This window comes from Psychrobacter okhotskensis, from assembly GCF_013248965.1.
GTDB lineage: Bacteria > Pseudomonadota > Gammaproteobacteria > Pseudomonadales > Moraxellaceae > Psychrobacter > Psychrobacter okhotskensis.
In genome coordinates this window covers 14,762-40,444 of sequence record NZ_JABRVQ010000018.1, presented here as the reverse complement: position 1 = coordinate 40,444, position 25,683 = coordinate 14,762, and the positions used below count along the sequence as shown (strand labels likewise).

The window sequence follows — 25,683 nt, the reverse complement described above, 5'->3', positions numbered from 1 at the left end:
ATTTTTCTTGCTTGCTGTACCTGCGCAGACAGAGTCTACGAAAAATTGATATCAGCAATACCGCAGCGCTTTTAGGATATTTTGACTATAGCACGTTGCAGTCTTTAGTCAAAAAACCCCGTCAAAAAGCGTCCAGCAAAAAACCTCTATTTCATTGAAATAGAGGTTTTATTTTTTGAGACAGTCGTTTTTGTGCTTACGTCGCTTTTACGCTTATAAAGAGAAACGCTTACGCAATTTACCTATTAGACTACGTACGCGACTGCTTAAATCAATACGCACGTCGTTTTCAGGGTCGTGCTCGACTTCATAGCGCTTAACCAATTCAGGACTGGCTTTCAGTTTTGTATGATGCTGGAACGCACGGTTGACGCTAATCTCAAGGAGGCTAGCGCGCATTGGTTTTGGTAAGCAGCGATAGACCTGACCTTTATTAATCAAATCAATGAGCAAACCTGCATCTTGGAATTCAGTTTGTACTAAAACCACCAAGTGCGGCGCATCTTGTTTCAAGGTAAAGATAATCGGCGCGATGTTCTCGCCGCTGACATTGATGTCGGTAATACAAACACCGATATCTTCATTCGCCAAATAATCATAAGCTTCTTCTAAGCCTTTAGCATGCAGGACTCTATAGCTGTTCGAAAACTGCTTACGTATTTGCTCAATCAGATCGTTGGTTTCATCGATGACCAATAGCGTTTGTTTGTTGCCTGAGCTGTCGAATTGTTCAGCGTCTTCGTCTGGATTATAGGTCAAAGCGATTTCGGTGGCGCGACCGACGACGGCAAGCAGCTCTTCAGATTTACAAGGTTTGGTCAAATAACGATAAATCTCTCCATCGTTAATAGAGCCGATAATCGCGTTCAAATCAGCATAACCGGTCAATAAGATACGCATGGTAGACGGCGATACTTCTTTGACTTCGCGCAAGATATCGACACCAACGCGCTCAGGCATACGCTGGTCACTGACCGCCACGTGTACGTGGTTGTTTTTGATATAGTCGATATATTCAGTCGGGTCAGTGGTGATAAAAACGTCATGCGTTTTACGAAACAGCAGTTTCATCGAACGTAAAATGCGTTGTTCGTCGTCAATAAATGCCAGTTTTGGCTTTGGTTCAGACCCTAACTCCGTGCTAGGGGTTTCCATTTCAAATTCATTCATGATGGTATCCTTATGATGAATAATAGTGCTATAGCTTTATATAATCATTAAAATATCAATTATAATAAGACAGAACCTAGCGTTTACGCTGCTAGGCTTTGTTCCGTTAAGTCATTATCAATCGGTAGCGTTAAGGTAAAGGTGGTGCCAACGCCTTCGGTCGAGACCGCTTGAATGTCGCCATTATGCTGCTCCATAATCTGCTGACTGATGGCCATACCAAGTCCAGTACCTTCGCCTGCGCCCTTAGTGGTAAAGAACGGCTCAAAGATTTGATTGAGAATCTCTGTGCTCATACCTTTGCCGTTGTCGCTGACATCGATATAGACATTGCTGTCATCAGAGCGCGTCCGCACTTCGATTTTGCCATCAGGTTTTTCTCCCATAGCTTGCGCAGCGTTATTCAATAGGTTGACCAAGACTTGGTTAATCTGTGACGGCGAGCATTTAATCTCAGGCGTTGGGGCAAAGTCTGTGACAATTTCTTGATGTCTGATAGAGTTGCCAGCGATTTTCAATGACGCTTCGATACACTCGCGTACATCGATGGTTTTCACTTTTGACTCATCAAGGCGGGCAAAATTACGTAGGTTTAACACCATTTCAGTGATTTGCTCAACGCCAAAGAGTGAATCTTTAATCAGCTCTTTTAGCTCAGACGACAAGTCATCTTCTTGGATTTCATCGGAAGCACGGACGATATCTGCCAATAGCGTATCAATTTTGCCATCAGCAGCGGCATCCGTTTTAACGGCTTTTAACCCTTGTACCAGTTCAATCAGCTCTTCGTATTGCTCAGTCAACTGACCGATAATTTCAAGGTTGTTTTGCACATAAGATAATGGCGTATTTACTTCATGAGCAACACCCGCAACCATTTGACCTAACGTCGCCATTTTTTCTGAACGAATCAATTGCAGCTGAGAGTTTTTCAGCTCTTTTAACGTATCTTGTAGCTCAGCGGTACGTTCTTCAACTTTAATCTCTAGCTGCTGATTGATATTGGCAAGCTTACCTTCGTTAGATTGGATACGGCCTAATAGGTCATTAATAGAGCCGTTTACCAGTCCAATCTCGTTGCGACCTTCAGCGAATTTAACCTCGCTTAGCTTATTATATTGCTTATTGTTAATCAGGTTTTCCGCTTTAGAGATTTTATCGGTGGTTTCTTTCAACGGTTTGAATGCCAAGAATGTCAGCATAAAGTAAATCACACCCGCTGTGATTAATAGCGCCAAGGCAATCCAGTTAATCAAGTTTTCACTGAGATTATCGGCGATAGCGTTAATTTCAGCATCAGGCTGGACAACGATAAGCTTCCAATAGGTCTCAGGAATCTCAAACACGTACGCTTGACTGCCGTTGTAGAAGTTGTCTTTAGTCAGCTCAAAGCTCTGCAATAAGCGACTATCCATAGCGTTTTGCTTGTTTTCGCTATTATTGAGATAAGCGGCATAATTGACCAAATAATAACCTTTGGAATCACCCGTTTCTGCTTTATCAATCGTATTCAATACTTGCTGTACTTGCGGCGATACGCTAGCAGCAACTTGCTCAATAGTCTCGTTACGTTGGACATCTAAGAAATCAAGCACCGGTTGCCAAGCAGGGTCTGAGTTGATAACTTGCTTAATATCAAGTGGCGTGCCTGTCTTTTCATCAATATAGCTCAAGCGTTCAGGGTTAGAAGAAGCGATAACCTTGTCACTGTTATCCAAGAGTAGAATGTAACCTGAACCTGAGCTTTCACTTAACTGAACGATGTTTTCTTGTAGCTGGTTTAGGGTAAAGTTGACCGTACTGGCACCCCAAAACTGATTGTCACGCTTGATTGCCACACCGCAGCTCATCGCCAGCTCGCCTTTGGTTTGGCTCGCGCGTACATGGTTCCAGATACAGCTCTCGGGTTTGAGCAGCTTTAAGACGCTAAACCAATCTTCCTGATAATAAGGATTGGCTGGATTTGGGTCGCTCAACACCGCTTGATAATCGCCGTTTTGACGTACCATCAGGAACGGGTGAGTGGCAGTATTTGCCCCAAGCGCACCGTTATCAGGCCAAATACCACCACTGCCTAACAAACTATAATCACGCTTATCAAAGGCATTGGCGGTACTGGCTTGTAAAATCGCCTCTTCTGTTGGCAAGGTTTGTGCGCTTTGTTGCAGCAGCAACGCACTACGCATCACCCGATTGATATCAGCAGAGATACTATTGACTGCCGTATTACCACGTTCAGCCACCAGTTTTGCAGATTCAAGGCGGATTTTCTCATAGCCTTCTTTACCAACAACATAAACGACGACGGCGAGTACGATTGCAAAAGCAATAAATAGAATAGTAGTCACTTGGGTACTGACTTGATTAAAAAAGCCAACTTTTTTGGAGGCACTCATGGTGGTGATGGTCCTTGGATAATGGTGACCACAAAAAAAACTGCCAATACAATTTAGGGTCTGATGAACATTCAAATGTGGTACTGGCAGCGTCTATTTTTTAGACAATACGCAGTGAAATTTTTGACGACTAGTCGTTCTAGGTTAGACAATTTCGCTATGTATTGGCAAAAAATAGCCCTGCCCTAAAAGGCTGATGCTAAAATCACCCCAAACGTTGTTGTAAACCTAGCTAAGGTCTCGACATTATCGTCGGTTTACGCCTGATTTGATAAAAGGTTTGGGACGATTTTAGCAATCAGCAGTCCTAACATTTGAATGTTCAACAGACCCTAATGATCGCAATCAATCAGGTGGTTATGTGTAATTTTGATTAAAATGGTCTATGTATAACGGCAAAACACCTAAAAGTATAAAAGTTATGGCGGTATAACTTAATCGACTGATTAAATTTAATTGCCATAACTTTAAAGACTATAATTTTAAAGACTATAATTTTAAAGACTATAATTTTGAAGACTATAATTTTGAAGACTATAAAAAGCCACGCTGTGCTTAAGAACACCGTAAAGCAGTTAATGACGAATAATGAGTGTCTAAAGGGTATATTTAGAGGAGCGTTTGGACAGTTCAGGTAAGAAAAAAGAAATGTTCTATTGCATTTGTTAACAATACAGAAGCAATTTTATAATGACAATATTTTTTCTTTACTTGCGAGTCGTTATCTTCTTGTTTTATATGACCAACTTATGCTTGGCATTGCGGTAATCTTGCACGAATCTGCTCTTGAAAACTCAACTAAACGCACTCATCTAGCCGCTAACGTTATATAATGGTCGGCTTTATCTTGCGACCTAGCTAATAAACTGATGCTGCCGGTATGGCCGGTGACCTATCAGACTATTGATGAGTGATATCTGATGAATGATATCGCGCTAGTGACAACCCTAGCGACTCTCATTGTGAGCTATCTATTTTTTCCTATTATCTGAGTACAAAAGACATCGCCTTATGACTATCTCTATTGCTTCATTGCACAGTACTGAATTCGCCGTTGGTCAACGTTATTTATCTGATACGGAGTCTGAGCTTGGCTTGGGTGTGGTCATCGATGTTGATGACCGCTGTGTGCATATTTTATTCCCGCAAAGTGAAGAGACGCGCGTCTACGCCAAAAATTCTGCGCCATTATCACGCGTGGTGTTCAAGGTCGGCGACAGCATTTATGACCAAGATGGCAAATGCTACATGGTCAATGCCATTGATGAGGTCATGGGTGTACTCAAATATGGTGTCGATGAGCATGAGCGCGGCATTATGGAAACCCGCCTTGCTGCCAATATTACCTTGGCTAAGCCGCTTGAGCGTCTACTTGCTGGTCGTATTGAGCGCGGCGATTGGTATGAGCTGCGCCAAGATATCCTGCGTATGCAGTCGGCGCTGGCCGGTCATCCACTCAAAGGTTTGATGGGCGCGCGCGTCGATATTATTGAACATCAGCTTTATATCGCTCACGAAGTTGGCAAGCGTATCGCCCCGCGTGTGCTGCTCGCTGACGAAGTGGGTCTGGGTAAAACCATCGAAGCGGGTTTGATTATTCATCAACAGCTGTTAACGGGTAAAGCTGAGCGTGTGCTTATCCTCGTACCAGACAGTTTGCAATATCAGTGGATGATTGAGCTGCGTCGTCGCTTTAACTTAAACTTTGCTTTATTTGATTTGGTACGTACGGCAGCTATTAAAGAACACGATCCTGAACAAAACGTCTTCGCCACCGAGCAATGTATCATTGCGGGTATGGATCTATTGCTCGATCATCCTGACTTATATGACCAAGCGATGGAAGCTGGTTTTGATTTATTGGTGGTCGATGAGGCGCATCATCTGCATTGGGATGAGGCACAAGGCGGCAATGATAAATATGACTTGATTGCTGACTTTGCCGAAGAGACGCCAGGGGTGATGCTATTAACGGCAACGCCTGAGCAGCTTGGCGCGCAAAGTCACTTTGCTCGATTGCGTTTGCTCGATCCAGATCGCTTTGATGATTTGGATGAGTTTATCGATGGTCAAGAAGCCTTTGCTGAAACGGCTGCCGTCGCTGCTGTGTTAATCGAAGACAAGCCTTTGAGCGACAGTCAAATTGCCGCGTTAAGCAGCTTGCTAGACATCAGCCTTGATGAGTTGGCAACGATTAATGATGACGAAAAACTGCGCACACATGCCCTTAACGAGCTACTAGATCGTCACGGTACGGGTCGTATTTTATTCCGTAATACTCGTGAGAGTGTCAAAGGGTTTTATGGTCGTAGCAGTCAGCCGTATCCACTGGCATTGCCTGAGGCGTGGATAGACAGCTATCAAACCAATGGTAAATTGCGCGAGCAGCTATGGGGCGAAGAAAACCAACCTGACGGCGGCTGGCTAGAAGACGACCCACGTGTGCCTTGGTTGATTGATATTTTGCGCGGTGAGCTTAAGCATAAAAAAGTGCTATTGATTGCCCGTAGTGGCGCGACCGTTGAAAGCTTGGAGGCGGTATTACGTCTGCATGCAGGCATTAAGACGGCTATCTTTACTGAGCAGATGACATTGCTTGAGCGTGACCAAGCAGCCGCATTCTTCGCAGACAGTGAAGGTGCACAGATATTATTGTGCTCGGAGATTGGCTCAGAAGGTCGTAATTTCCAGTTTGCCAGCCAGCTGATACTATGGGATTTACCCGCCAATCCAGATACCTTGGAGCAGCGTATCGGTCGCCTAGATCGTATCGGACAAACCCAACAGATTATGCTGCATGTGCCTTACGTACAAGGGACGGCGCAAGAGCGACTGTATCAGTGGTATCACGATGCGCTCAATATGTTTAATCAGATTTCACCGACCGCACAGAGCGTGCAAGAGCAGTATATTCAAGACCTAAAGCCGATGCTTGAAGGCGCGGATACCGATGCTAATCGTACGACCTTGCAAGATATTATCGAAGAAGCGCTACAAACGCGGTTGGGGCTGGAAGCACAGCTACAAGCGGGTCGTGATCGCCTATTAGAATACAACTCGTGCCGTCCCCGTGTGGCTGGTCGTATCGCTGATGCCATGCGTGATTTTGATGGGCATAATCTATTGCCACAGTTTATCGAGCGTTTCTTTGCTTCTGCCAATATTGACCATAATATCCAACGCGATGGCTCGTGGGTGATTGCCCCTATTGATAGCACTGAGATTAGTGATTATATCGATGGCTTGCCACTTGGCGATGAAGACGGCATGACCTTGACCTTTGACCGTGAGCAAGCGCTACAGCGTGAAGATATCGAATTTATCACTCATGAGCATCCATTGATGCGCGCGATTTATGAGCTAGCAAGTACCAGTACCTTTGGTAATACTACGGTGGCGATGTTAAAAAGTGCTGCCGTACCACAAGGCATGGTGTTGCTCGAAGTGAATTTTCGCGTTGAAGCCATTGCGCCAAGATTGCTCAATTTGCCAGCGACTTTAACCACACAAAATATCCGTGTGTTTATCAGTGAGCAGGGCAGTGATTTATCCGCGCGTATCAGCGCCGATATGATTATGCCGCATATTGAGCGTTTGGATAAAAACCGTGCGCGCCAAGTGATTAAAGTGCGCGGCGATGTGATTGAGCAGCGTTATTATGAAGCAGAAGACATTGCCCGTCAGCAGCTTGCAGAGATTGGTGAGCAAGCGAGTGCCCGCTTTAGCCAGCAGTGGTCACGTGAAATCAAACGCCTAAAGCACCTGCAAACTATCAATCCTAACGTCCGTCCTGCAGAGATTGAACGTCTTGAGCAACTAAAAGCCCAAGGCGAGCAAGCCTTAAGTAATTTATCGCTAGTGCCAGACTCTATCCGCGTGCTAGTGGCAGTAAAACCATAAGTTAAAATTCTGATAAAAAAACGAGGTGCTTAATCGTCTCGTTTTTTTATGATTGATTCATGACAATGGATTTCGCCTATCTTATCTGTTATCCCAATACATGAGACAGAGACTGGCTAGTAAGTGGCTATTATCTAGCCAAAGCCCGCAATTTTGGGTAAGATGTTGGCCTTCTTGCCGAATAATGAATGTTTAGTCATCGTGCTACTACAACTGTATTTTTTGTTCTAGAATCTCCCTTGTGTCTTTCTAACAAGTGATTTCAAATTATTTTACATTCAACCGCAAAGGATCTTTCGCGATATCATATCGATATCGTTGAGTGCGTGTTTTTAGAGGCTCGTTTTTAGATGCTTAGCGTTTTTGATAAAAATAAGGAAACATATCGTCATGTCCGATTATTCGCAACTGATTGATGAGCTGCTGGCTACTGTAGCGCTTATTGAAGTTACCCCCGATGTCTTTGAGGGTAAGAGCCATGACTATGTTGGCAGTCGTATTTTTGGTGGGCAAGTGCTGGCGCAAGCGATCATGGCAGCGGCTCATACACTCGATCAAGAAAAGCCTTGTCACTCACTGCATGGCTATTTTTTGCGTGGTGGTGACATCAATCAGCCGGTGATTTATCAAGTGCGTCGCCTACGTGACGGTCGCAGTCTGTCTGCGCGCGAAGTAACGGCGATTCAATATAAAGAAGTACGTGGCAAAGCGCCGATCGAGCAAGTGATATTTTCGATGATTGCCTCGTTTTCGCCGATGGAAGAGGGCTTGGAGTATCAAGAAGATATGCCAGTCTATCCGCCGCCTGAAGATTTGCTCGCCGAGCAGGATTTAAAAGAAGAGTATGTCGGAAAAGTCCCAGACGCGCTAAAAGCCCGTTTTATGCGCCGTCGTCATGTTGAGATTAAGCCGGTCAAACCGCGTGACCCGATTCATCCAGAGCCGATGAAGCCTAAACAGGCGAACTGGTTGCGCATTCGTGAGCTTGGCAAGCAGCCTATTGCTATTCAGCAAGCACTGTTGGCATTCTCTTCTGATTTTTATCTGGTTGGTACAGGGCTGATGTCACACGGCGTTAGCTTTATGACCAGCGGCTTACAAGCGGCCAGTATCGATCATTCGATGCATTTTCATCGCAATTTTGATTTGAATAATTGGCTATTGTATGACATGTGGAGTGATACCACGTCTAATGCCAAGGGCTTAAACCATGGGCAGTTTTGGCAAGATGGTCGATTGGTAGCAACGGTACAACAAGAAGGCTTGATGCGTTTGCGTGTGCCGAAGTCTTAATCTTCTAGTATTTCTTAAATAAAAAAAGCGACTCATGATTCATTGTGAGTCGCTTTTTTTATGAATTTTATTTAAGTGAATTCACTTATTGTTCTAAAATCTTAACCATCGCTCGTGGTAATCCAAGCGTTGCTTGCGCAGCATTAGCATTTAACCAATGAATATTAATCTCTGCCGCTTGTAAGGCTTTGGTCATTTCGGCAGTTTGCTTAGCGTTTAAAGTGACTGATTGTGGTGTCAAATACCAATGAAAATGGGTCAGCGAATGCTTAATAGGGGCATCGTCTAATAAAGTTTTACTGACTGCTTTTGCTGTCAGTTTATGCTCATCTAACCACTCGTTAATAATTTGTTCAGCAGTGGTAAATTCTGTTTCATATACTTTTTCATTGCTAGCAACTTTTAATGGTTTATCCTCACTGGCTTCTGATTTTTTAGCAGTCGTTTTGCCACTTACTTTACCGTCAATTTTTTCAACAAACTGCAAAGGTAAACTCCACAGTCCGCCCCAAATACCGTTATCGGGGCGCTGTAACCACAGTATTTTGCCATCAATATCTTCTATCAATAACGCATTGCTAAACTTACTGGGTTTGGGCTGTTTTTTCGCTTTTACTGGATAATCGGTTTCGCGACCTTGCGCATGGGCAATACAATCATCTTGTAGCGGACATAACAGACAAGCAGGCTTGCTACGAGTACATAAGGTTGCGCCCATATCCATCATGGCTTGCGCAAATAATCCTGAGTCATCGACAGGCGTTAAACGTTCCGCCAATGCCCACAGCTCTTTGGTCGTCGCTGACTTAGTGATATCGCCATCGATTGCCGCCCACCTTGTGATTACTCGTTTAACGTTACCATCACAGATGACGCCATAACGATGTAGCCCCATCGCCATAATCGCGCCAGCAGTCGACGGGCCAACGCCAGAGATCGCTTCCCAACCGGCTAAGGTTTGCGGAAAATCGCCCGTTTTATCGATTACCTCAACCAACTGCTTAGCACCTTTATGCAAATTACGTGCGCGCGCATAGTAACCAAGCCCTGCCCAATGCTCTGCCACAGTATCCCAGTCCGCTGCTGCTAAATCTTGCACTGTCGGAAACGATGTCATAAAACGCGCGAAGTAGGGTAGTACAGTGGTCACTTGCGTCTGTTGCAACATGACTTCTGATAGCCAAACAATATAAGGATTTGGCGTATCGGTTTGATGCTGTTGCCAAGGTAAATCGTGGCGACCATTTTCAGCAAACCAATCAAGTAGACGTGGGGCGAAGGAGTTTAGAGATGACTCAGGTTGAGAGAATAAAGTAGGCAAGAATAATCCTTGTCAATTAATAAAAAATATTAGACCATAAAAGGTTAACTAATTTATGGGGTGGGCTGACTCGCTATGCAATGGTTTGTTATTTTTAAAGAAGAGTATTAGTTAGTTATTATGTGTTTTGCACTTTCGGTTTGATAATAAGTAGAACCAGTGTTTCCATTAATAGTTTAGGAGATAGTATCTTGTCAGCACAAACCTTTTTTGTCTGGGATATCCAGCAAGTTACTTGTATACCAAGTAAAGACAGCTCATGGGAACAAGCAACGCACGACTTTGAAGCTTTGCGCCAGCAGCCAGTGGATACTATCAGCCCAAATATCATTGAGCTGGCAGATCGTCTCGTGGACGAAGCCAGAACCTCGGATTATTCAGAAGTCTTTTATGAAGCCTACGTAAATACAAATTTAGAGATGAAAACACATCCTAAGACCGCTTGCGTCGCCATACCCACACCTGAAGCACTGCACGGTGAAGCGCTAGATGTTATCGCCCCTTTATGTGAAGAATTAGGGCTAGTGTTTTATGACACGCGGGGTATGGTCGCCTATCCAGATGGTACGATCTATCCGCCTAACATCGCACGAGGGATGACACTGCTAAAAGAAAAGCGGGCGCTTGCAAAACAGTCTGCCGACATCTATAAGCCAGAGGCAGACGTTCCCAGAGATAGAGAAGATTTTGAAAAAATACTGCACCCATTCATGCATGATTGCTTAGAACGCTATGGTTATCAAACCAGCCAAATATCAAGCGCTAACGTTAATGACTCTCTTAAAGTCGATGGTTGTACTAAAGCCATGCCTTATGGTCATGTGCGTCTAACCGGAGGAGCGGAAGGTAAGAACGGCTATTTTAGATTAAAAATTCATGCGTATTTTGTATCATCAGCGTTTGAAGAGATTTATGACAAAGTATCGCCGCCAACTGAGCTTAGACAGCAGTTTCCTTATTTAAAGCTACATTACATTACTGTATGCGATAGAAACTTTGCAGATAAGCAAAAACAGATTCCTGAGTTTATCAATACTGAGTTTGCCAGTAAACTGGATGAAGTAGATAAAATAGCCAGCTATAATCAACTTTTTTTGTTACTGCACAACAGGATTGCAAGAGGGCACAGCTATGGTGAGTGTGTGGATAAACACCTTATTTTAGCCAAACTTGCAGGTCGAGAGGACTTCGATAATTTGGTTATACAGTATCGTGATCTGATAGATAACTCACCAAACGAGTATGCTAAGAATAGAATGAATGAGCGTTGGGATAGGCTTTTAGAGATTTTATCTACCGTAGAGCCATTAGAGTAGCTGATTATGACTGAATATGCTTTGTTTTATGTTTGGGATGCGAGTTTGGGTGATGGCGATGAGTATCTGCCTATCTCTTACGATAGTGCAGGTGTATTACTACCGCAGCTGCTAGAGGTAGAGGTCAGCGCTCATAGTGAAAACATATTAAAATTCGCCACTGAGCTACAGCAATTTGCCCATGAAGGTGATTTATCATTCGAGCTATCATTAGCATTTGGAGCAACGGTCGCTCATGTGCAGCTACAGAATACCTTTGCTGTCTCTCTGCCGCTGCCAGATAGTAATATGCAAGAAGCTGCTAGAGTAATTGCACCATTGGCAAAGAAACATGGGTTGGTGTTTTATTATTTGCTAGGGTTGGTTTCTTTGCCTGACGGGAAAATTTTCACTTCTACATGATTGGTCTTACGTTTATTAAACCTACTTCCTATTCTTCCGTGTTTTCAAACGACGCAAGCGCTTTTCTTCCTCTTTCGCCTTTTTCTTCTCTTCAGCAGCGATGCGCTGTTCTGCGACGACGACTTCTTCAGCCTCAGTCATAGCTGGCGTCTCAAGCGTAATACGCCCAAGCTTACCACTACGCAGCTCATTAATCAGAATCTCAGACATACGGTAAGTATCGACTTTATTACCCGAACGTACACAGCCGCGATTACGTCCCGCCACTTCAAAAAACTCCCAATCGGTCTTAGGTAACTCTTCAATTTTATAGCGAGTTTTTAGCAGCTCAGGATAGGCAGTTAATAAATACTCAGCGGTATAACTGGCAACATCAGCAAAATCAAACGCCGTATCACGAATGCCGCCCGTCGCTGCCAGGCGATAGCCAGAGTGTTCGTTTTCGACTTTTGGCCATAGCATCCCAGGGGTATCATAGAGCATGATGTCATCGTCCAGCTTAATCAACTGCTGCGACTTGGTGACCGCTGGCTCATCACCTGTTCTAGCAACCGCGCGTCCAGCCAAGGTATTAATCAAGGTGGATTTACCAACGTTTGGAATGCCCATAATCATGGCTTTGATTTGACGACCTGTGCCAACTTTATTGGGTACAAGTTGTTTACAGATGGCGATGATACGCTTTACATCATTGGCTTTCTCGGTATCACAAGCAATGGCTTTGACACCGCTTTGCTGCTCAAGATAGTCCATCCATGCTTGGGTCAATTCAGGGTCAGCAAGGTCGGCTTTGTTCAGGATTTTGATCACGGGTTTTTCGCCGCGTAATGCTGCGACCATGGGATTTTCACTGCTATAAGGAATACGCGCGTCAATCACTTCAATGACGACATCCATCTGCGGCATGATTTCTTTGATTTCATTGCGGGCCTTGTTCATATGCCCAGGGAACCACTGAATACTTACTCTCTTATCCATCTGCTTTCATAACCTTTTATAAAAAATGCTCAAAGTAAGACGATCGTCATTTACTTTTTATGGCGTTCAGTTTACTACAGAACCACAGTGCTCACGCCACAATTTCGCCCAACCAGATGTGCGGCTACTCTTGTGCCTGATTGACGCTTTCCTCGCGGGCAGGCGGCAACGGTGCCAAATAACCAATTAATAATATTAAACTGCCTGCGCCAAGGAAGGAAATCACTCGCCAAATTGCCTCGGTCTGTGATAAATCGACAATTACCAGTTTTAGCACGACAACGCCCAACAGTCCAATGCCCATAAACCAAAGTGCACGCTGCCAGTAGCGACTGGCGATGATGGTGGCGACTAAAGCCAAGAGCGTCCATAGAATGGTTAGTCCTGTCTGCACTTGCTCGCTACTCCACGCGCCGCCCTGAATACTGTCCCATAGCGGCGTGCCAATAGTGGCATGTAAGGTTCTGATGAGCATGCTCGAGATCAGCCAAAAGCTGATAGAACCTAATATGACCAGTAGATTGTCAGCGGTAAAAATCCTGTTGCTACTATCGTTAATAGTGATATCAGCATTCGCTATACTTAGCTTTTGGTTATGCTGCTGATTTAGGTAATAAACACCAAAGCCAACGAATAGCGCCAGAATAGAGCTAATATCATATAGGTTCAGTAGCGGAAAATAAGACAGTCCCCAGATCACACCGTCATAAGACCAGTTGGTAATGACGACCCAAAATAAGGCGATAGATGCGAATATAGCAGCGCATTGGAATAGCGCTTGTTTCCAATCAAACCAGTACAGAAAACCTTGATTTGACACTTCATGCGTTTGCGTGTTTTGCTGACGATAACCGGAATCACGATAGCTGAACCATAATCCTGCTAATATCAAAACAGCTGGAATCAAGATAGCCATCACCCCAGCTGAATCTGCGAGTCCATAGTGAGCTGCGGCAGCGATGACTAAAATGCCAGCGCCTAACCAGCTCGCGCCATCGTAGCGTGACAATTCTGAATGCTCGTACCACGTCTTTAACCACAACTGTCCGATGACCAACCCACCAATGATTAGGCCAGTAAATAACAACCAATTTGTTGTCTGCCATGCTAAATGGAATTCGAATTTTTGCGGTAGCTGCAGGATGAGCATTATATAAAATACTACTAGTAAGCCATGACTCAGCTGTCTGATCTCTGCCCACAAGCGATAACGATTGATGGTCCAATAAGTGCCCAAGCTGATGAGTGCTGCGATTGCAATCAAAGTCGTCGTTGCCAATCGCCAACTGGTAAGCCAGTGATTAAAATCAAGCAATAATACTTGTAGTAGCCAAGCCATAGCAGTAAAAGTTAAAAATCGTATTAATAGAGGACTGCGCCAAACAAGGTTAAAGATTTTGCTTTGGCTATTGATTGAGGTTAGCCACTGCTGCGCGGCTTGGGTGCTGATGCCCAGTGCATTGGCGTAGGCCGCTACTGCATCTGATGTGATGGTTTGCTCTTGAGAGTACGCTAGGTTGCTATTTGAGTTATTCTTTAATTCGCTATCCAAGATAGTGTTTAAATTAGCTGGCGAGTTGCTAGCGCGCAAAATAAATACAGTGCTTAGATAAGCGATAGCCGAAATGGTTAAGGCCAATATTGGGTAGTCTTGAATAGCAAAGACCACATTTAGTATCAGCATGCCGATACTAATTAGCTGCAATAATAAACCAAATAATACTGACCAAGCGCGTAGTGAGCGCCGTCCGAACCACACCAATGCCAATCCTTGTACCGACCAGCCAAAAGCAATCCATTCAGCATCGAATGCCAGCGGAATGACCAACGCCAAAAAGCCAAACCCTAATGCCAACATGCCCTCGGTAATTAAAGCATAACGCTGACTGTGCTGGACAAACAACCAGCCAAGTCCTAAATAAATGACTGCTAAAACTGCGCTAGTAATGGTTAAAGCGTTAGGGATGTCATCTAATAAGGCAGCAAATAAGCCAAATGCCAATATCGGTACTGAAAACAGTAAGCCCGTATCAATGGGAAATACATAGCCGTTATTTTTTGAATCAACTTTGCCCGTGTTATCTGCGTTGTTTGCATTATCTGTATGAGAGGAACTTTTTTCATTAAGAATGTTATAGGCGATGATTTGCTGTGCGTAGCGAATGACGACAAACAGATAAAGCAGTAAATGTAAGGCGACCAGCAACACTAAAAGCCAACGCTGTGATGTAACCACAGCATTTAAATTTTCGCTCATGCCCCAGTAATAGGCCAGCCCAAATGTCACGACCACCCCGAATAGGTTGAGTATTTTCCAAGGGCGGTAATGGGCGATAATCGCAATCGTCACGTTCAAAAGTAAATAATAGCTGAATAACGTCACCAAACTGGCGGTATCGTTACCAGTCAAAATAGGCGCAAAGAAAGCACCCGATAATGCCAACAACGCTAAAGGAAAAGCGTTTTGACGTACGGCTAGAGCAATAGTAATGGCGGATAACAACCCGAGTCCAATAAAGCTCGGTAAACTTGGGATAATTTGATAGACACTATAGGCAAAAAAGGTGCTCAAATAAGCAATCGCTAAGCCTGCACCTTGTAAAGTAATCCCATACGAGAAACGTTTTGCCGTTAGCTTTAACCCTAGTGCTGCCAATCCCAGTCCTGCAATACCGATAGTCATGAGCTTTGCAGTAATCGAAATCTCTATATACTCGCTCAGCAAGCGTAGCAGTAGCACCACACCTACTAGTAATACTAATACGCCAACGCGCACGACCAAATTGCCACCAAAAAACCAGTTTTTGATTGAATGAATCAATGAGGTGACGATAGGTAGAGAGCGTTCATCAGGCTCTATCGGTGATAGATTTTTTGAGAGATTAGCGTACGCGTCATCGTCCTTGTATACCGTACTACCGGTAGCTTCAGTTTTAGACAGTGAAGCCACTTCCTCAAATAACTCTTCAGTAGTAAATTGGCTAATATCACTGTCGAGTAAGGCTGTCGGTGCTTCAACATTATTATAAGTATCAAGAGGGGTATCAAGTTTAGCGCTAGCCCCAACATCGTTGTCTTTATCGAATATAGGGGAGCGAAACCTTTGCTTTTGTATCTGCAACTCATTTTTCAGTTGCGTGATATCTTTTTGTAGCAGATCAAGGCGGGTTCTTAATTTATTATAAAGAACAACAATAACCGCTAGGCAGATAAATAGTACAAACCAACTGATATCAGACATGATCTTGGCGCACCGTTACTCAATATTAAATGAGAAGATAATGACTCGATTTAAGAACAAACACAAGTAACGCATTCACTTAAACAAAAAGGCTAGCCTGATATTATTAGGCTAGCCTTATTATATTAAGAAACTGTTTACTACTTACTGCGAAAAACTGTTACTACAAAAAATGAGTCTTAAATACCCTATGATCCTAAATTGGTTTTCATAAACTCAAGCATGTTTTCCCAGCTTTGTTTGGCTGCGGTCTCATTATAACCAAGATCCACCTCGTTTTTAGCAGCGCGCTCATCGGCATGCGGATTGGTAAAGCCATGCTTAGCATTGTCATAAACGTCGATAGTGTAGTCAACGTCTGCTGCATCTAGCTCTGACTTTAGACCTTCGATTGCCTCCATGGATACCATCGAGTCATCACGACCATGAGCGACTAATACTTTGGCTTTGAAGTTCTTGTCTGCTGGCTGTTTCGCTGATGGGTTGCCATGGAAAGTTGCCACCGCTTTTAGTGGCATACCATCACGCGCCATATCGAGGACGACTTTACCACCGAAGCAGTAACCGATTGCCGCTAGATTATCACCATCAACCGCCAATTGATCGCTAAAGTCATTGAGAATCAAGCGGCAGCGCGCCATTAGCATATTTTGGTCTTCTAATACTTGCTCCATCCACATGTTGGCTTGTGCTGCATCGGTGGTCAGCTTGCCTTCACCATAGACATCCATAGCGACTGCTGCATAACCTGCTGCTGCCAAGCGTTCGACCACTGATTTTGGATGATCGACCACGCCCCACCATTCTGGAGCCACTAAAATACCTGGCAATGCCGTATCATCTGATGCATTTTCTGGTAGCGCGACATAGCTGATAAGCTCAACACCATTTTCGGTTGTACTGATTAATTCAAAGGTCTTAATTGACATATTATTGTCCTTTTTCATGTTGTAAGTTTTATTTATTCGTCATTGTGAGGGTTCGTTTTTCTGACTTGTACTACCTTAACGCCCATATCCAGCAAAAACAGCTATAATACTGTAACGCTCTTTATCAAAATGTCTCTTTATAAAAAATCGACTACAATGCTATGACTATTAACTTGTTAAATCAATCTGCTGCTAATTTAAACGCTGATGCTGCTGGGCCGCTGAAATCAGACACAATCGTGAGTCTATTTCCTGACAGCGAATCAAATGAAGCGTCTGAAACTCTGCGCCCGCAGTTTTGGTCACGTTTTACGCTGGCAGAGTTAAATCATAGCGAATGGGAAGCGTTGTGCGATGGCTGCGGCAGTTGCTGCTTAATCAAATACATCGACAATGACGATGATGAAGAAATGGTCGAATATACCGATGTAACCTGTCAGCTGATGGATTGTGCGACCGGCTATTGTCAGCACTATGACACGCGCCAAGAACATGTCCCCGATTGTATTCAATTGACCATGGAGAATTTGCCGCAGATGATGTGGCTACCGTCGCACTGTGCTTATAAGCGCTTGTATAAAGGACAAAATCTGCCGAGTTGGCATTTATTATTGACCCAAAATGCGGTAGAGACCCAGCAAAAAATGCGCGCTGCCAATGTGGGCGTAGCAGGTCGCTGTGTGTCGGAGATTGGTATGTCTGATGAAGAGATGGAAACGCGCGTGGTGAATTGGGTCAAGCCGTAGTTAATTATTTGCTGATATAAAGGGTTATGATTTAAGGGTTGGAATATGCATAAAATTTGCCTTACAACAAGTTTGATATTCAGTGCTGCTTTTTTGTCAATCGGCTGCTCAAATATATCTCACTTGTCTGAGACTAATTTTCCTACTCCTCAAACGGTTCAAGCTATACCTGTAAAGGGTATGTCAGCACCAGTGACTGCTCCTAAATCAGCTGCAATGGTTATTGTCAACTGGCAAAAGATAGAGGCAGCCGCAGATAAAAAATATGAAGACGAGCCATTGGCTGATTATTATCTGAATATTTTATCCGAGGAAGAAAGGAATGGTGCTCCTTGGTTTTATGCACAAGATTTTAATGTTTCTATTGAAGAGGCGCAGCGTCGATTATTATTGCAAAGGATTAGCTTGCCATTGAATGAAGCAATTTCAGAGCAATTAGGCGCGAATATTGCGGAATTTTATTATGATAACAATGACCCTGATGAGTTTTCTATTAGGGTGACGACACTAACCAAAGTTAAAGCCGTCCCGCCAAAATATGTGTATCACTTTAAGCAAAAGGAATTTGAAAATTATTCCTTTCCTATTTATATCCAAGCCATTAGTGATAAAATGCGTCAGCTGATTGTTGCAATACAAGAAAAAGCGTGGCCTGAGGTATTAAAGCGTTATCCTGACGCTCAAAGTATTGGCTTTAGCCCAATGACCAATACTATTAATGTTACGATTTACCGCCCAACACCCAATGAAACCGAGCGCCAACGTATAGAGGCTGAGTTGAATGATATTCTCGATTATTTGGTGATGGTTGAATTTACACAACATCGAATAACTACGCTTTAATGATGAGTACTATTTAATATATGATCAATACTATTATTGAGACGCTTGAGCTGCTGACTTGGCCTGCTCTTCAGCCTCTGCTTGCGAATCAGCCAAAGGCGGAATAGGAATGCCTTGGCGAATCTGCGTAGAAAATTTACGACTATTATCAGCAGGTTCTGAACCAATTTGATTGTCAAAACCGCGAACTTTTGGATTAATATGGGTGCGTTCGTACCAAGTATCCATAGACCAGTTTTGCCCGTCCTGCTGTTCTTCATTTAATTGAGAGTTGGTATCGAGCATACCGACGTCATAGAGATAGTTTGGCAGCCAGCCAGAGACCCAAATTCGGTAATCCCACGGTAGACGATCGCCACTGACCAGCCGCGCCATATAAAAGATAATATTGGTACAATTACTGGTCAAGGTGTTATACCACGCAGGCTGCGCATTCAGCTCATCGGCAGCAGTCAGATAAGACTCAAATAATGACTTGACCTCATGCTGCTGCAAATGACTGATTGGCAATAGATAGACTTGCTCGCCGCGCGCATTCGTTCGTGTATAGATAATATCGCGCTCTTCTGCCGCAATCAGGCTTAGCTCATAACGTCTAAAGAACCCTGCGAGCGCCGAAAACGATTCGCCTTTTTCTTTACGAATCTCAAAGGAGAAGGCGAGGGGTCTATCATCTTCAAAACGAAAGCTTACCAAGGTATGGGCAATCAGTGGTCCCATCCAGTAAGAGTTCGCCACATCGACGCCAGACAATTTTGACATATCAATCGTTCGCGTCTCCCAGCGTGCCGTCGCGTCATCTTCGGTATGCCAATCAAAGTTTCGGACATTGGTAAGCGTAATCAAATCAGGATTGTTTGGATCACGCTCATAAGTGATTTTTTGACTGACTTCAGGCATCCAGTCGCGTTGTTGCTCAGGGGTAATAGACATAAACCAGCCGACACCTACGAACCAAATCGCCGCGTACAGTCCGACTAGCCATTTAATCTTTGTTTTCTTAGTTATCGTTTTTTTGCCAGTAGCTTGTCTATCCGCTGTTATATTATGCGGTGCTTTCTTGGAATCAGGCGTCCAATAACGTGTGGCAAACAAGGCGCTAAGCAATCCAATAATGACGATTATGGCCAACCACGTTAGCACTGAGCGCGCGCCAAACTGATACCAAATCGCCATCAGTAACCAAACAGCGGATAGCAGTAGAGTGGTAATGATTAAAAATTGTACAAGGTAATATCGCCATGTCGGCTTTTGCTGGTTGTTATGAGCCACACCACTCTCTGAACGATGGTTGTTTGAGTGCGGCGTGAGCAGTCGAGAAAAAAAGGAGCGTAAGGACATAGTGTTTGTTATTGATAAATAAAGGCTTTGACCATAGCAAAGTTTATAACACACTGACAATACAATTTGCGTGAATTTGTCGTTGAATGTCTTTAAGCCTTGCGATAAAGTGAAGCTAATTTAAACTGGTCTAGGTATTTATTAATTATTAACGACTGGTTTTATTTAGTACTTTCATCCCCATCTACGTTTTTACGCTATTAATTTGTCAACAATTAACATTTGCCAATAACTAAAGAGGTTAAATCACATTACCATGTCTGACGACACTCCAAGCCCGAGTAGTTGGTCGATGCGCGGCTTAAAACGCTGGCTATCGACCGCCCCCGAAACCCGTGATGAACTGATTCGTTTGGTACAGGACTCGCGCCAGTTCTTAGAGCCTGATACCGTGGATATGTTAGAAGGCGTGCTCGATCTGCCTGCGACCCAAGTGCGCGAAATCATGACTCCACGCCCGCAAGTGATTGGCCTGCACGAGAGCACCAGCCTTGCCGAAGTGATGGATATTATCCTTGAGACTACGCATTCGCGTTATCCCGTCTTTGACAGTCAAGATGATGATGCGGTCATTGGTATCTTATTGGCCAAGGATTTGATTCCTATATTAGTGCACATGGTGCGCGATCAAGAAGACAAAATCGATAGCAAGCGTCTAAAAGATTTGGTACGTCAGCCGCTCTATATTAGTGAGACGGCGCGTTCTGATACCTTGTTGCGCTCATTGCAGCGTACCCAAGTACATATGGCGATTGTGGTCGATGAATTTGGTAACTTTGGCGGTGTCGTTACTATGGAAGATTTGCTCGAGGAAATCGTCGGTGATATCGTCGATGAACATGATGACTTCGATGAAGACAGTGACATTAATAATATCGTCGCCGACCCCGACAAGCCAAACACTTGGCGTGTGCAAGCGTCGACCGTGATCGAAGACTGTAATGATGAGCTTGGTAGTCGTTTTGATGATACCGATGTCGATACGATGGGCGGTCTGGTCATGCAGGCACTGGGTTATGTAGGTGACCTAGAAGGCGAGAGCGTGGTGATAGACGACTGGCAAATCACCATTACCGATGTAGAAGGGCGTTTTATTCAAAACCTAGAACTGACCAAAACCAATCCTGAGCAGCACCTATTGATAGGCAGTCATTAATGTATTTTTGACGTCATTGTCATACGTGCCATGCATAAGTTTTATAACGCACTGATAATTTCTATAAAAACACGATTGCGATCGTGTTTTTTGCTGTCTGTCTGTCATTCACTTTTAGTAGCCACTTTCAATAGCCACTTTTAGTAGCTACTTTTATCAGTCGCTTTTAGCAGTCATTTTTTTACTACTCAAATTTACCCATTGATTGGCGCAGACTGGTATCATGGGCGGGTTTAATTTTTAGACGCTGTATTTATATCAATCTTATATAGTCAGTGAAAAGTAATATCGATACATCACGCACTGCTGATATCTATTTTTCTTGCTTGCTGTGCCTACGCAGACAGAGGCTACAAAAAATTGATATCAGCAGTATCGTCGCGTTTTTGGGGTATTTTGACTATATTTATAAGACGATTATCAAACAATACTATTGAAAAAATAGGGCGTTTATAGCCATTGAGCCAGCTTTAGGTTAAATATTGGCTGAATACTAAACATGTAACATTTTAGATACTATGGTTTTGGATAACTGCTATGCGTCTGTCTACTGTTGATTTGCAAAAACGTCTGAACCCCGAAAAACCGAAAGGTTTGCCTATGGGTTTGGCCATATTGATTGCTTGGCTGGCAGGGGCAATATTTATCTTTGCCCTCGCGCCTTATGGCATTTGGCCAGTAGCATTGGTGTCGCCGGCTATTTTATACGCGCTATTAATGCCTGAGATGACAGGTCGCCGCGCCTTTCTTATCGGCCAAGCATACGGTACGGGGCTGTGGTGCGTGGGCGCATTTTGGCTCTACACCTCTATCCATGTCTATGGTGCGACGCCCGTATGGCTGGCGTTGATTATGATTGCGCTGATGGGTCTGGGCATGGGCTTGTTTCATGGCTTTTTGGCGTTGATTTTTAATCGACTGGTTGGCAAGCAGCCCTTGGCTTTTGCAGCGCTTTGGGTGTTGCAAGAGTGGATGAAGACTTGGCTGTTCACTGGATTCCCGTGGTTGTTCGTCGGTTACGCCTTTACCGAGCAATATTGGCTGTCGTCATTAGCACCCGTTGCCGGCGTATTTGCTGTCTCTTTTGTCGCCATCCTGTTAGCGGCAAGTGCCGTTGAGCTGTTGCGTCGCCGTGGTGGTTATATGATTGCGACGGCTGCCTTGCTGGTGCTTAGCGTCTCGTTATGGTTGATAAATCCACAATGGACGAAACCTAAAGGCACGCCTGATTTATCGGTATCACTGGTTCAAGGCAATATTCCGCAAGATCTAAAATGGCTGACCGAGTATCAAGTAGAAACCTTAAAAATCTATGCAACCTTGACGCGTACTGAGTGGGGACGTGACATTGTTCTGTGGCCTGAATCGTCGATTCCAATGTTTCAGACCGAAGCTGTAGGGTTTATCAGTGAAATGGTAAAAATGGCCAAAGCCACCAATACCACGTGGGTCACCGGTATTCCTTACAAGGATGAAGCAGCATTTGATCCGAGCACGGATAAATACCCACCGTTTTATAATAGTGTTATTGCGTTAGGTGCGGATGCAGAGGGCATGTACAAAAAGCAACGGCTAGTACCTTTTGGTGAATATATTCCGTTTGAAGGTCTGCTTGATATTTTACCCAACTTAGCTGGTAGCCAAGAGATTATGAGCTATAGTCGCGGTAGCGACAATCAGTCACCACTGCGTGTACGTGGGCACAACTTGGGCGCGGCCGTTTGTTATGAAGTTGCTTATCCCGATACCACGCGTAAAAATGCGATTGGAACCGACTTTTTATTGACCATCTCAAACGATGCCTGGTTTGGCACCTCGGCGGGTCCACTGCAACATCTACAAATGGTACAAATGCGCGCGCTTGAGAATGGTCGCTGGTTTATGCGAGCGACCAACACTGGTGTGACCGCTATCATCGACCATAAGGGCCGTATTGTAGAGCGTGCCCCGCAGTTTGAACGGACGGTACTACGCGGTGATATTCAGGCACGGGTGGGTAATACACCATTCATGCGTTTTGGTAATTACCCGATTTTGTTCATTATAGCGCTCCTATTGTTATTGAGCTATCTTGGCAAGCGCGCGACCCCTCGAAGCCGTTTGGTCAGCTAATGAATCAGACTAATAGCGGCTAATTTGAATAATTTATTCGATAATAAACCCTTTAAATAGTTAAGGGTTTTAACAAATCGACATAAATTGCGATATAATAGCCAAATATTTCAAATATTTTGTGTAAGGTGGATAAGGTATGTCAGAACATATTGTCGAAAACAACCCTAAGAAAGAGTTCTTATTTGCTTTAGGCGGTGTTGCCTTATTTTTAGGTATCGTCTTACTCATTGGTGTTTCAGCATTCTTGCGCCCAGCAGGAGAGCACATTACGGCTGAGACGGCAGAAGAATCTGTTGCCACTGATACAGCCCCCGCTGAGACCGATAGCGCAGCAGCGCCAGTAGAAGCAGTCACTGATACAGCAGCACCGGCTACGGCTGCTGATGCAACGGTCACACCAGCTGCAGATACCAGTGGTGCGGTAGTGACAGCGGAAGCAGGTACGGCATCAGCATCAGGTACGGTAAACCAAGCCGCTGTTGGCGATGCTGACTTGAGCGCAGAACAAGCTGATGGCGACCTAGACGCTGGTAATACCGAAGAGACAACAACCGCAGAATAAGCGTGTCCTTACCTATACTGAATGCTATTCTTATAAGATTAATTTTGCAGAGCAACTTTTGACAAACAGCGTTTTCAAGAATGGCTAGTCTTATTATTAGGGCTCTATAAAACAGTTGACCGCATTTCTTCATTGATAATCCCAACAAAAACTCGCTCTTAGCGCTTAAGAGCGAGTTTTTTTATGGGTATTTGTGTAATTATTAGCCAACTTTTTCTTTACTTGGTTATAACCAAGTGAAACAATGTTCCGCCTATATGACCGTTCATCTGCGTAATTGGGTAGTTGGTCATCACTAATATGATATTTAAAGGAATAAATGTATGAGCAGAGAATCAAAGTTAGGGGTTGGTGCTGCTGAACTGGAAGCGCTAGACAACGGCTTTATGGGACATCCAAAACCATTACGTCCGCTATTTTTTACGGAAATGTGGGAGCGCTTTTCTTATTATAGTATTCGCCCACTACTCGTACTATTTATGGTGGCGACGGTAGGCAGCGGTGGTTTTGGTTTTGATGATGTTACCGCATCGGCCATTTATGGTATTTTTGCGGGTTCGCTATATTTAGCAGCAGTACCGGGCGGTTGGTTAGCCGATAATTGGCTAGGTCAGGAGCGTGCTCTGTGGTGGGGTAGTATCATTATCGCCCTTGGTCACTTATGTATTGCGCTCTCCGCATTATTTGGCATGACGCTGTTTTTCGTCGGCTTGATGTGTATTGTTATGGGTTCAGGACTATTTAAAACCTGTATTTCGGTGATGGTTGGGGCGTTGTATTCTGAAGGTGATGTACGTCGTGATAGTGGTTTTACCTTATTTTATATGGGTATCAATATCGGCGCATTATTAGCCGCACTTATCGTCGGTATCTTTAAAGAAAAAGGTATGTGGCACGTTGGCTTCGGTGTTGGTGGTCTTGGGATGTTGGTCTCACTACTCATCTACCGTTTTTCTGCTCAAAAAACGCTAACACACTATGCGCAAGCGAAAGGCATCACGCCTGAGTGGGAGCGCTCCAATGACCGTTATAAACATATAGGCCGCTGGGTCGCTGGATTCTTAGCGTTGCTAGTGGCAGTCGTCGTTTTAGTCTCTACAGGTCTGATGCCGTTTCAACCGCAGATGGTGGCGGAGTATATGACTTATATCATTGCAGGTGTAGTGATACTGTACTTTGCCATTATGTTCATCTCACCTAGGCTTGATAAAACCGATAAGCTGCGTCTATTGATTTGCTTTATTTTAATTATCGGCTCAACGCTATTTTGGTCAAGTTTTGAGCAGCAGCCGACGTCTTTTAACTTATTTGCTGACCGTTATACAGATTTGGATGTTTTGGGGTTTGAGATACCGAGTATTTGGTTCCAATCATTAAATCCTTTGTTCATTCTACTGCTAGCGCCAATCGTCAGTATTATCTGGGTTAAGCTTGGTAATAGAGGTGTTGAACCTAGTAGTATGGTGAAATTTGCTCTTGGTATGTTACTTGCCGCTGCAGGTTTTGGCTTGATGATTGTGGCCTCGAAAAGTATTTTGACCAATGATAGTGGGTTGGCATCACCTTTGTGGTTGGTAGGTAGTTTGCTACTACTCACCCTTGGCGAGCTGGCACTTAGTCCTGTAGGTCTGTCTTCAATGACTAAGCTTGCCCCAAAAGGGATGCAAGGCCAGATGATGGGACTTTTCTTTGCCTCTTTAGCCATGGGTAATTTGGTTGCCGCATTTTTCGGTGGCAATGTCTCAGCGGATAAGATTGAAGGCTTACCAGATCTGTTTACGACGATGACAATTTTATTGGTTGTTACGGCTGCCTTATTACTGGTATTAGCGAAGCCTATTAATAACATGCTACAGAAAAGTGAGCGTGCCGATAAAGTCAGCTAATCAATAGGGTTTTCAATAAGTCATTGAGCGAGTGTAGCGCACAAGTCAATGACAGAGGATGAGACGTGTTACCATTGCTGGTAGCACG

Annotated in this window: 17 protein-coding genes; 10 read left to right on the top strand and 7 right to left on the bottom strand. The window is 44.1% G+C overall.

Annotated features, from left to right (window positions below; genetic code table 11):
* Positions 1-213: 213 nt before the first annotated feature.
* Both HQR03_RS09635 and HQR03_RS09630 read right to left on the bottom strand, forming a co-directional pair.
* A complete protein-coding gene (locus HQR03_RS09635) occupies positions 214-1,170 on the bottom strand; it encodes a response regulator (protein WP_025651532.1) in 957 nt (318 codons plus the stop codon).
* 83 nt (positions 1,171-1,253) lie between these two features.
* Positions 1,254-3,566: a sensor histidine kinase gene (locus HQR03_RS09630; RefSeq protein WP_173240027.1), complete on the bottom strand. Its 2,313-nt coding sequence runs from the start codon at positions 3,564-3,566 to the stop codon at positions 1,254-1,256.
* Between the two features lie 1,011 nt (positions 3,567-4,577).
* Between HQR03_RS09630 and rapA the strand changes: the two genes are divergently transcribed.
* Together rapA and HQR03_RS09620 are read left to right on the top strand one after the other, a co-directional pair.
* Positions 4,578-7,466, top strand: a complete 2,889-nt coding sequence (gene rapA / locus HQR03_RS09625) for an RNA polymerase-associated protein RapA (protein ID WP_173240026.1) — start codon at positions 4,578-4,580, stop codon at positions 7,464-7,466.
* A 390-nt stretch (positions 7,467-7,856) separates the two neighbouring features.
* Positions 7,857-8,759: an acyl-CoA thioesterase gene (locus HQR03_RS09620; protein WP_025651536.1), complete on the top strand. Its 903-nt coding sequence runs from the start codon at positions 7,857-7,859 to the stop codon at positions 8,757-8,759.
* An 85-nt stretch (positions 8,760-8,844) separates the two neighbouring features.
* Here the strand turns inward: HQR03_RS09620 and mutY are convergent, their stop codons facing one another.
* Positions 8,845-10,080 (bottom strand): A/G-specific adenine glycosylase, encoded by a 1,236-nt coding sequence (gene mutY / locus HQR03_RS09615; protein WP_173240025.1) that lies wholly within the window; start codon positions 10,078-10,080, stop codon positions 8,845-8,847.
* A 191-nt stretch (positions 10,081-10,271) separates the two neighbouring features.
* Here mutY and HQR03_RS09610 point away from each other — a divergent pair, with 191 nt between their 5' ends.
* Positions 10,272-11,396 carry a hypothetical protein gene (locus tag HQR03_RS09610; protein ID WP_173240024.1) on the top strand — a complete coding sequence of 375 codons (1,125 nt, stop codon included), beginning with the start codon at positions 10,272-10,274 and terminating at the stop codon, positions 11,394-11,396.
* A gap of 6 nt (positions 11,397-11,402) precedes the next feature.
* Positions 11,403-11,798 (top strand): hypothetical protein, encoded by a 396-nt coding sequence (locus tag HQR03_RS09605; RefSeq protein WP_173240023.1) that lies wholly within the window; start codon positions 11,403-11,405, stop codon positions 11,796-11,798.
* 21 nt (positions 11,799-11,819) lie between these two features.
* On the opposite strand, the gene ylqF is transcribed toward HQR03_RS09605, so the two are convergent.
* From ylqF to HQR03_RS09590, 3 genes are all read right to left on the bottom strand, one after another.
* Positions 11,820-12,776, bottom strand: coding sequence for a ribosome biogenesis GTPase YlqF (ylqF, locus tag HQR03_RS09600; protein ID WP_173240022.1), 957 nt, complete (start codon positions 12,774-12,776; stop codon positions 11,820-11,822).
* Between the two features lie 124 nt (positions 12,777-12,900).
* Entirely contained in the window at positions 12,901-16,017 is a 3,117-nt protein-coding gene (locus HQR03_RS09595; RefSeq protein WP_173240021.1) for a DUF2339 domain-containing protein, read from the bottom strand.
* A 188-nt stretch (positions 16,018-16,205) separates the two neighbouring features.
* Positions 16,206-16,946 (bottom strand): dienelactone hydrolase family protein, encoded by a 741-nt coding sequence (locus tag HQR03_RS09590; protein WP_173240020.1) that lies wholly within the window; start codon positions 16,944-16,946, stop codon positions 16,206-16,208.
* Positions 16,947-17,107: 161 nt separating this feature from the next.
* On the opposite strand from HQR03_RS09590, the gene HQR03_RS09585 reads away from it, so the two are divergent.
* Positions 17,108-17,692: a YcgN family cysteine cluster protein gene (locus tag HQR03_RS09585; protein ID WP_173240019.1), complete on the top strand. Its 585-nt coding sequence runs from the start codon at positions 17,108-17,110 to the stop codon at positions 17,690-17,692.
* A 45-nt stretch (positions 17,693-17,737) separates the two neighbouring features.
* Positions 17,738-18,535, top strand: coding sequence for a hypothetical protein (locus HQR03_RS09580; RefSeq protein ID WP_025651546.1), 798 nt, complete (start codon positions 17,738-17,740; stop codon positions 18,533-18,535).
* Between the two features lie 33 nt (positions 18,536-18,568).
* Here the strand turns inward: HQR03_RS09580 and HQR03_RS09575 are convergent, their stop codons facing one another.
* A complete protein-coding gene (locus tag HQR03_RS09575) occupies positions 18,569-19,876 on the bottom strand; it encodes an Lnb N-terminal periplasmic domain-containing protein (protein ID WP_173240018.1) in 1,308 nt (435 codons plus the stop codon).
* Positions 19,877-20,132: 256 nt separating this feature from the next.
* Here HQR03_RS09575 and HQR03_RS09570 point away from each other — a divergent pair, with 256 nt between their 5' ends.
* From HQR03_RS09570 to HQR03_RS09555, 4 genes are all read left to right on the top strand, one after another.
* On the top strand, positions 20,133-21,032 hold the full coding sequence (locus HQR03_RS09570) for a CBS domain-containing protein (RefSeq protein ID WP_025651548.1): 900 nt from the start codon (positions 20,133-20,135) through the stop codon (positions 21,030-21,032).
* A 537-nt stretch (positions 21,033-21,569) separates the two neighbouring features.
* Entirely contained in the window at positions 21,570-23,144 is a 1,575-nt protein-coding gene (gene lnt, locus HQR03_RS09565) for an apolipoprotein N-acyltransferase (RefSeq protein WP_173240017.1), read from the top strand.
* Positions 23,145-23,283: 139 nt separating this feature from the next.
* Positions 23,284-23,709 (top strand): hypothetical protein, encoded by a 426-nt coding sequence (locus HQR03_RS09560; protein ID WP_173240016.1) that lies wholly within the window; start codon positions 23,284-23,286, stop codon positions 23,707-23,709.
* Between the two features lie 323 nt (positions 23,710-24,032).
* Positions 24,033-25,595: a peptide MFS transporter gene (locus HQR03_RS09555; RefSeq protein WP_101211271.1), complete on the top strand. Its 1,563-nt coding sequence runs from the start codon at positions 24,033-24,035 to the stop codon at positions 25,593-25,595.
* Positions 25,596-25,683 lie beyond the last annotated feature (88 nt).

Coding starts and splice junctions, on each gene's coding strand:
- rapA (WP_173240026.1), top strand. CDS start 4,578: ATGACTATCTCTATTGCTTCATTGCACAGTACTGAATTCGCCGTTGGT.
- HQR03_RS09590 (WP_173240020.1), bottom strand. CDS start 16,946: ATGTCAATTAAGACCTTTGAATTAATCAGTACAACCGAAAATGGTGTT.
- HQR03_RS09595 (WP_173240021.1), bottom strand. CDS start 16,017: ATGTCTGATATCAGTTGGTTTGTACTATTTATCTGCCTAGCGGTTATT.
- HQR03_RS09620 (WP_025651536.1), top strand. CDS start 7,857: ATGTCCGATTATTCGCAACTGATTGATGAGCTGCTGGCTACTGTAGCG.
- HQR03_RS09570 (WP_025651548.1), top strand. CDS start 20,133: ATGTCTGACGACACTCCAAGCCCGAGTAGTTGGTCGATGCGCGGCTTA.
- HQR03_RS09580 (WP_025651546.1), top strand. CDS start 17,738: ATGCATAAAATTTGCCTTACAACAAGTTTGATATTCAGTGCTGCTTTT.
- HQR03_RS09575 (WP_173240018.1), bottom strand. CDS start 19,876: ATGTCCTTACGCTCCTTTTTTTCTCGACTGCTCACGCCGCACTCAAAC.
- HQR03_RS09605 (WP_173240023.1), top strand. CDS start 11,403: ATGACTGAATATGCTTTGTTTTATGTTTGGGATGCGAGTTTGGGTGAT.
- HQR03_RS09560 (WP_173240016.1), top strand. CDS start 23,284: ATGTCAGAACATATTGTCGAAAACAACCCTAAGAAAGAGTTCTTATTT.
- HQR03_RS09630 (WP_173240027.1), bottom strand. CDS start 3,566: ATGAGTGCCTCCAAAAAAGTTGGCTTTTTTAATCAAGTCAGTACCCAA.
- HQR03_RS09585 (WP_173240019.1), top strand. CDS start 17,108: ATGACTATTAACTTGTTAAATCAATCTGCTGCTAATTTAAACGCTGAT.
- ylqF (WP_173240022.1), bottom strand. CDS start 12,776: ATGGATAAGAGAGTAAGTATTCAGTGGTTCCCTGGGCATATGAACAAG.
- HQR03_RS09555 (WP_101211271.1), top strand. CDS start 24,033: ATGAGCAGAGAATCAAAGTTAGGGGTTGGTGCTGCTGAACTGGAAGCG.
- lnt (WP_173240017.1), top strand. CDS start 21,570: ATGCGTCTGTCTACTGTTGATTTGCAAAAACGTCTGAACCCCGAAAAA.
- HQR03_RS09635 (WP_025651532.1), bottom strand. CDS start 1,170: ATGAATGAATTTGAAATGGAAACCCCTAGCACGGAGTTAGGGTCTGAA.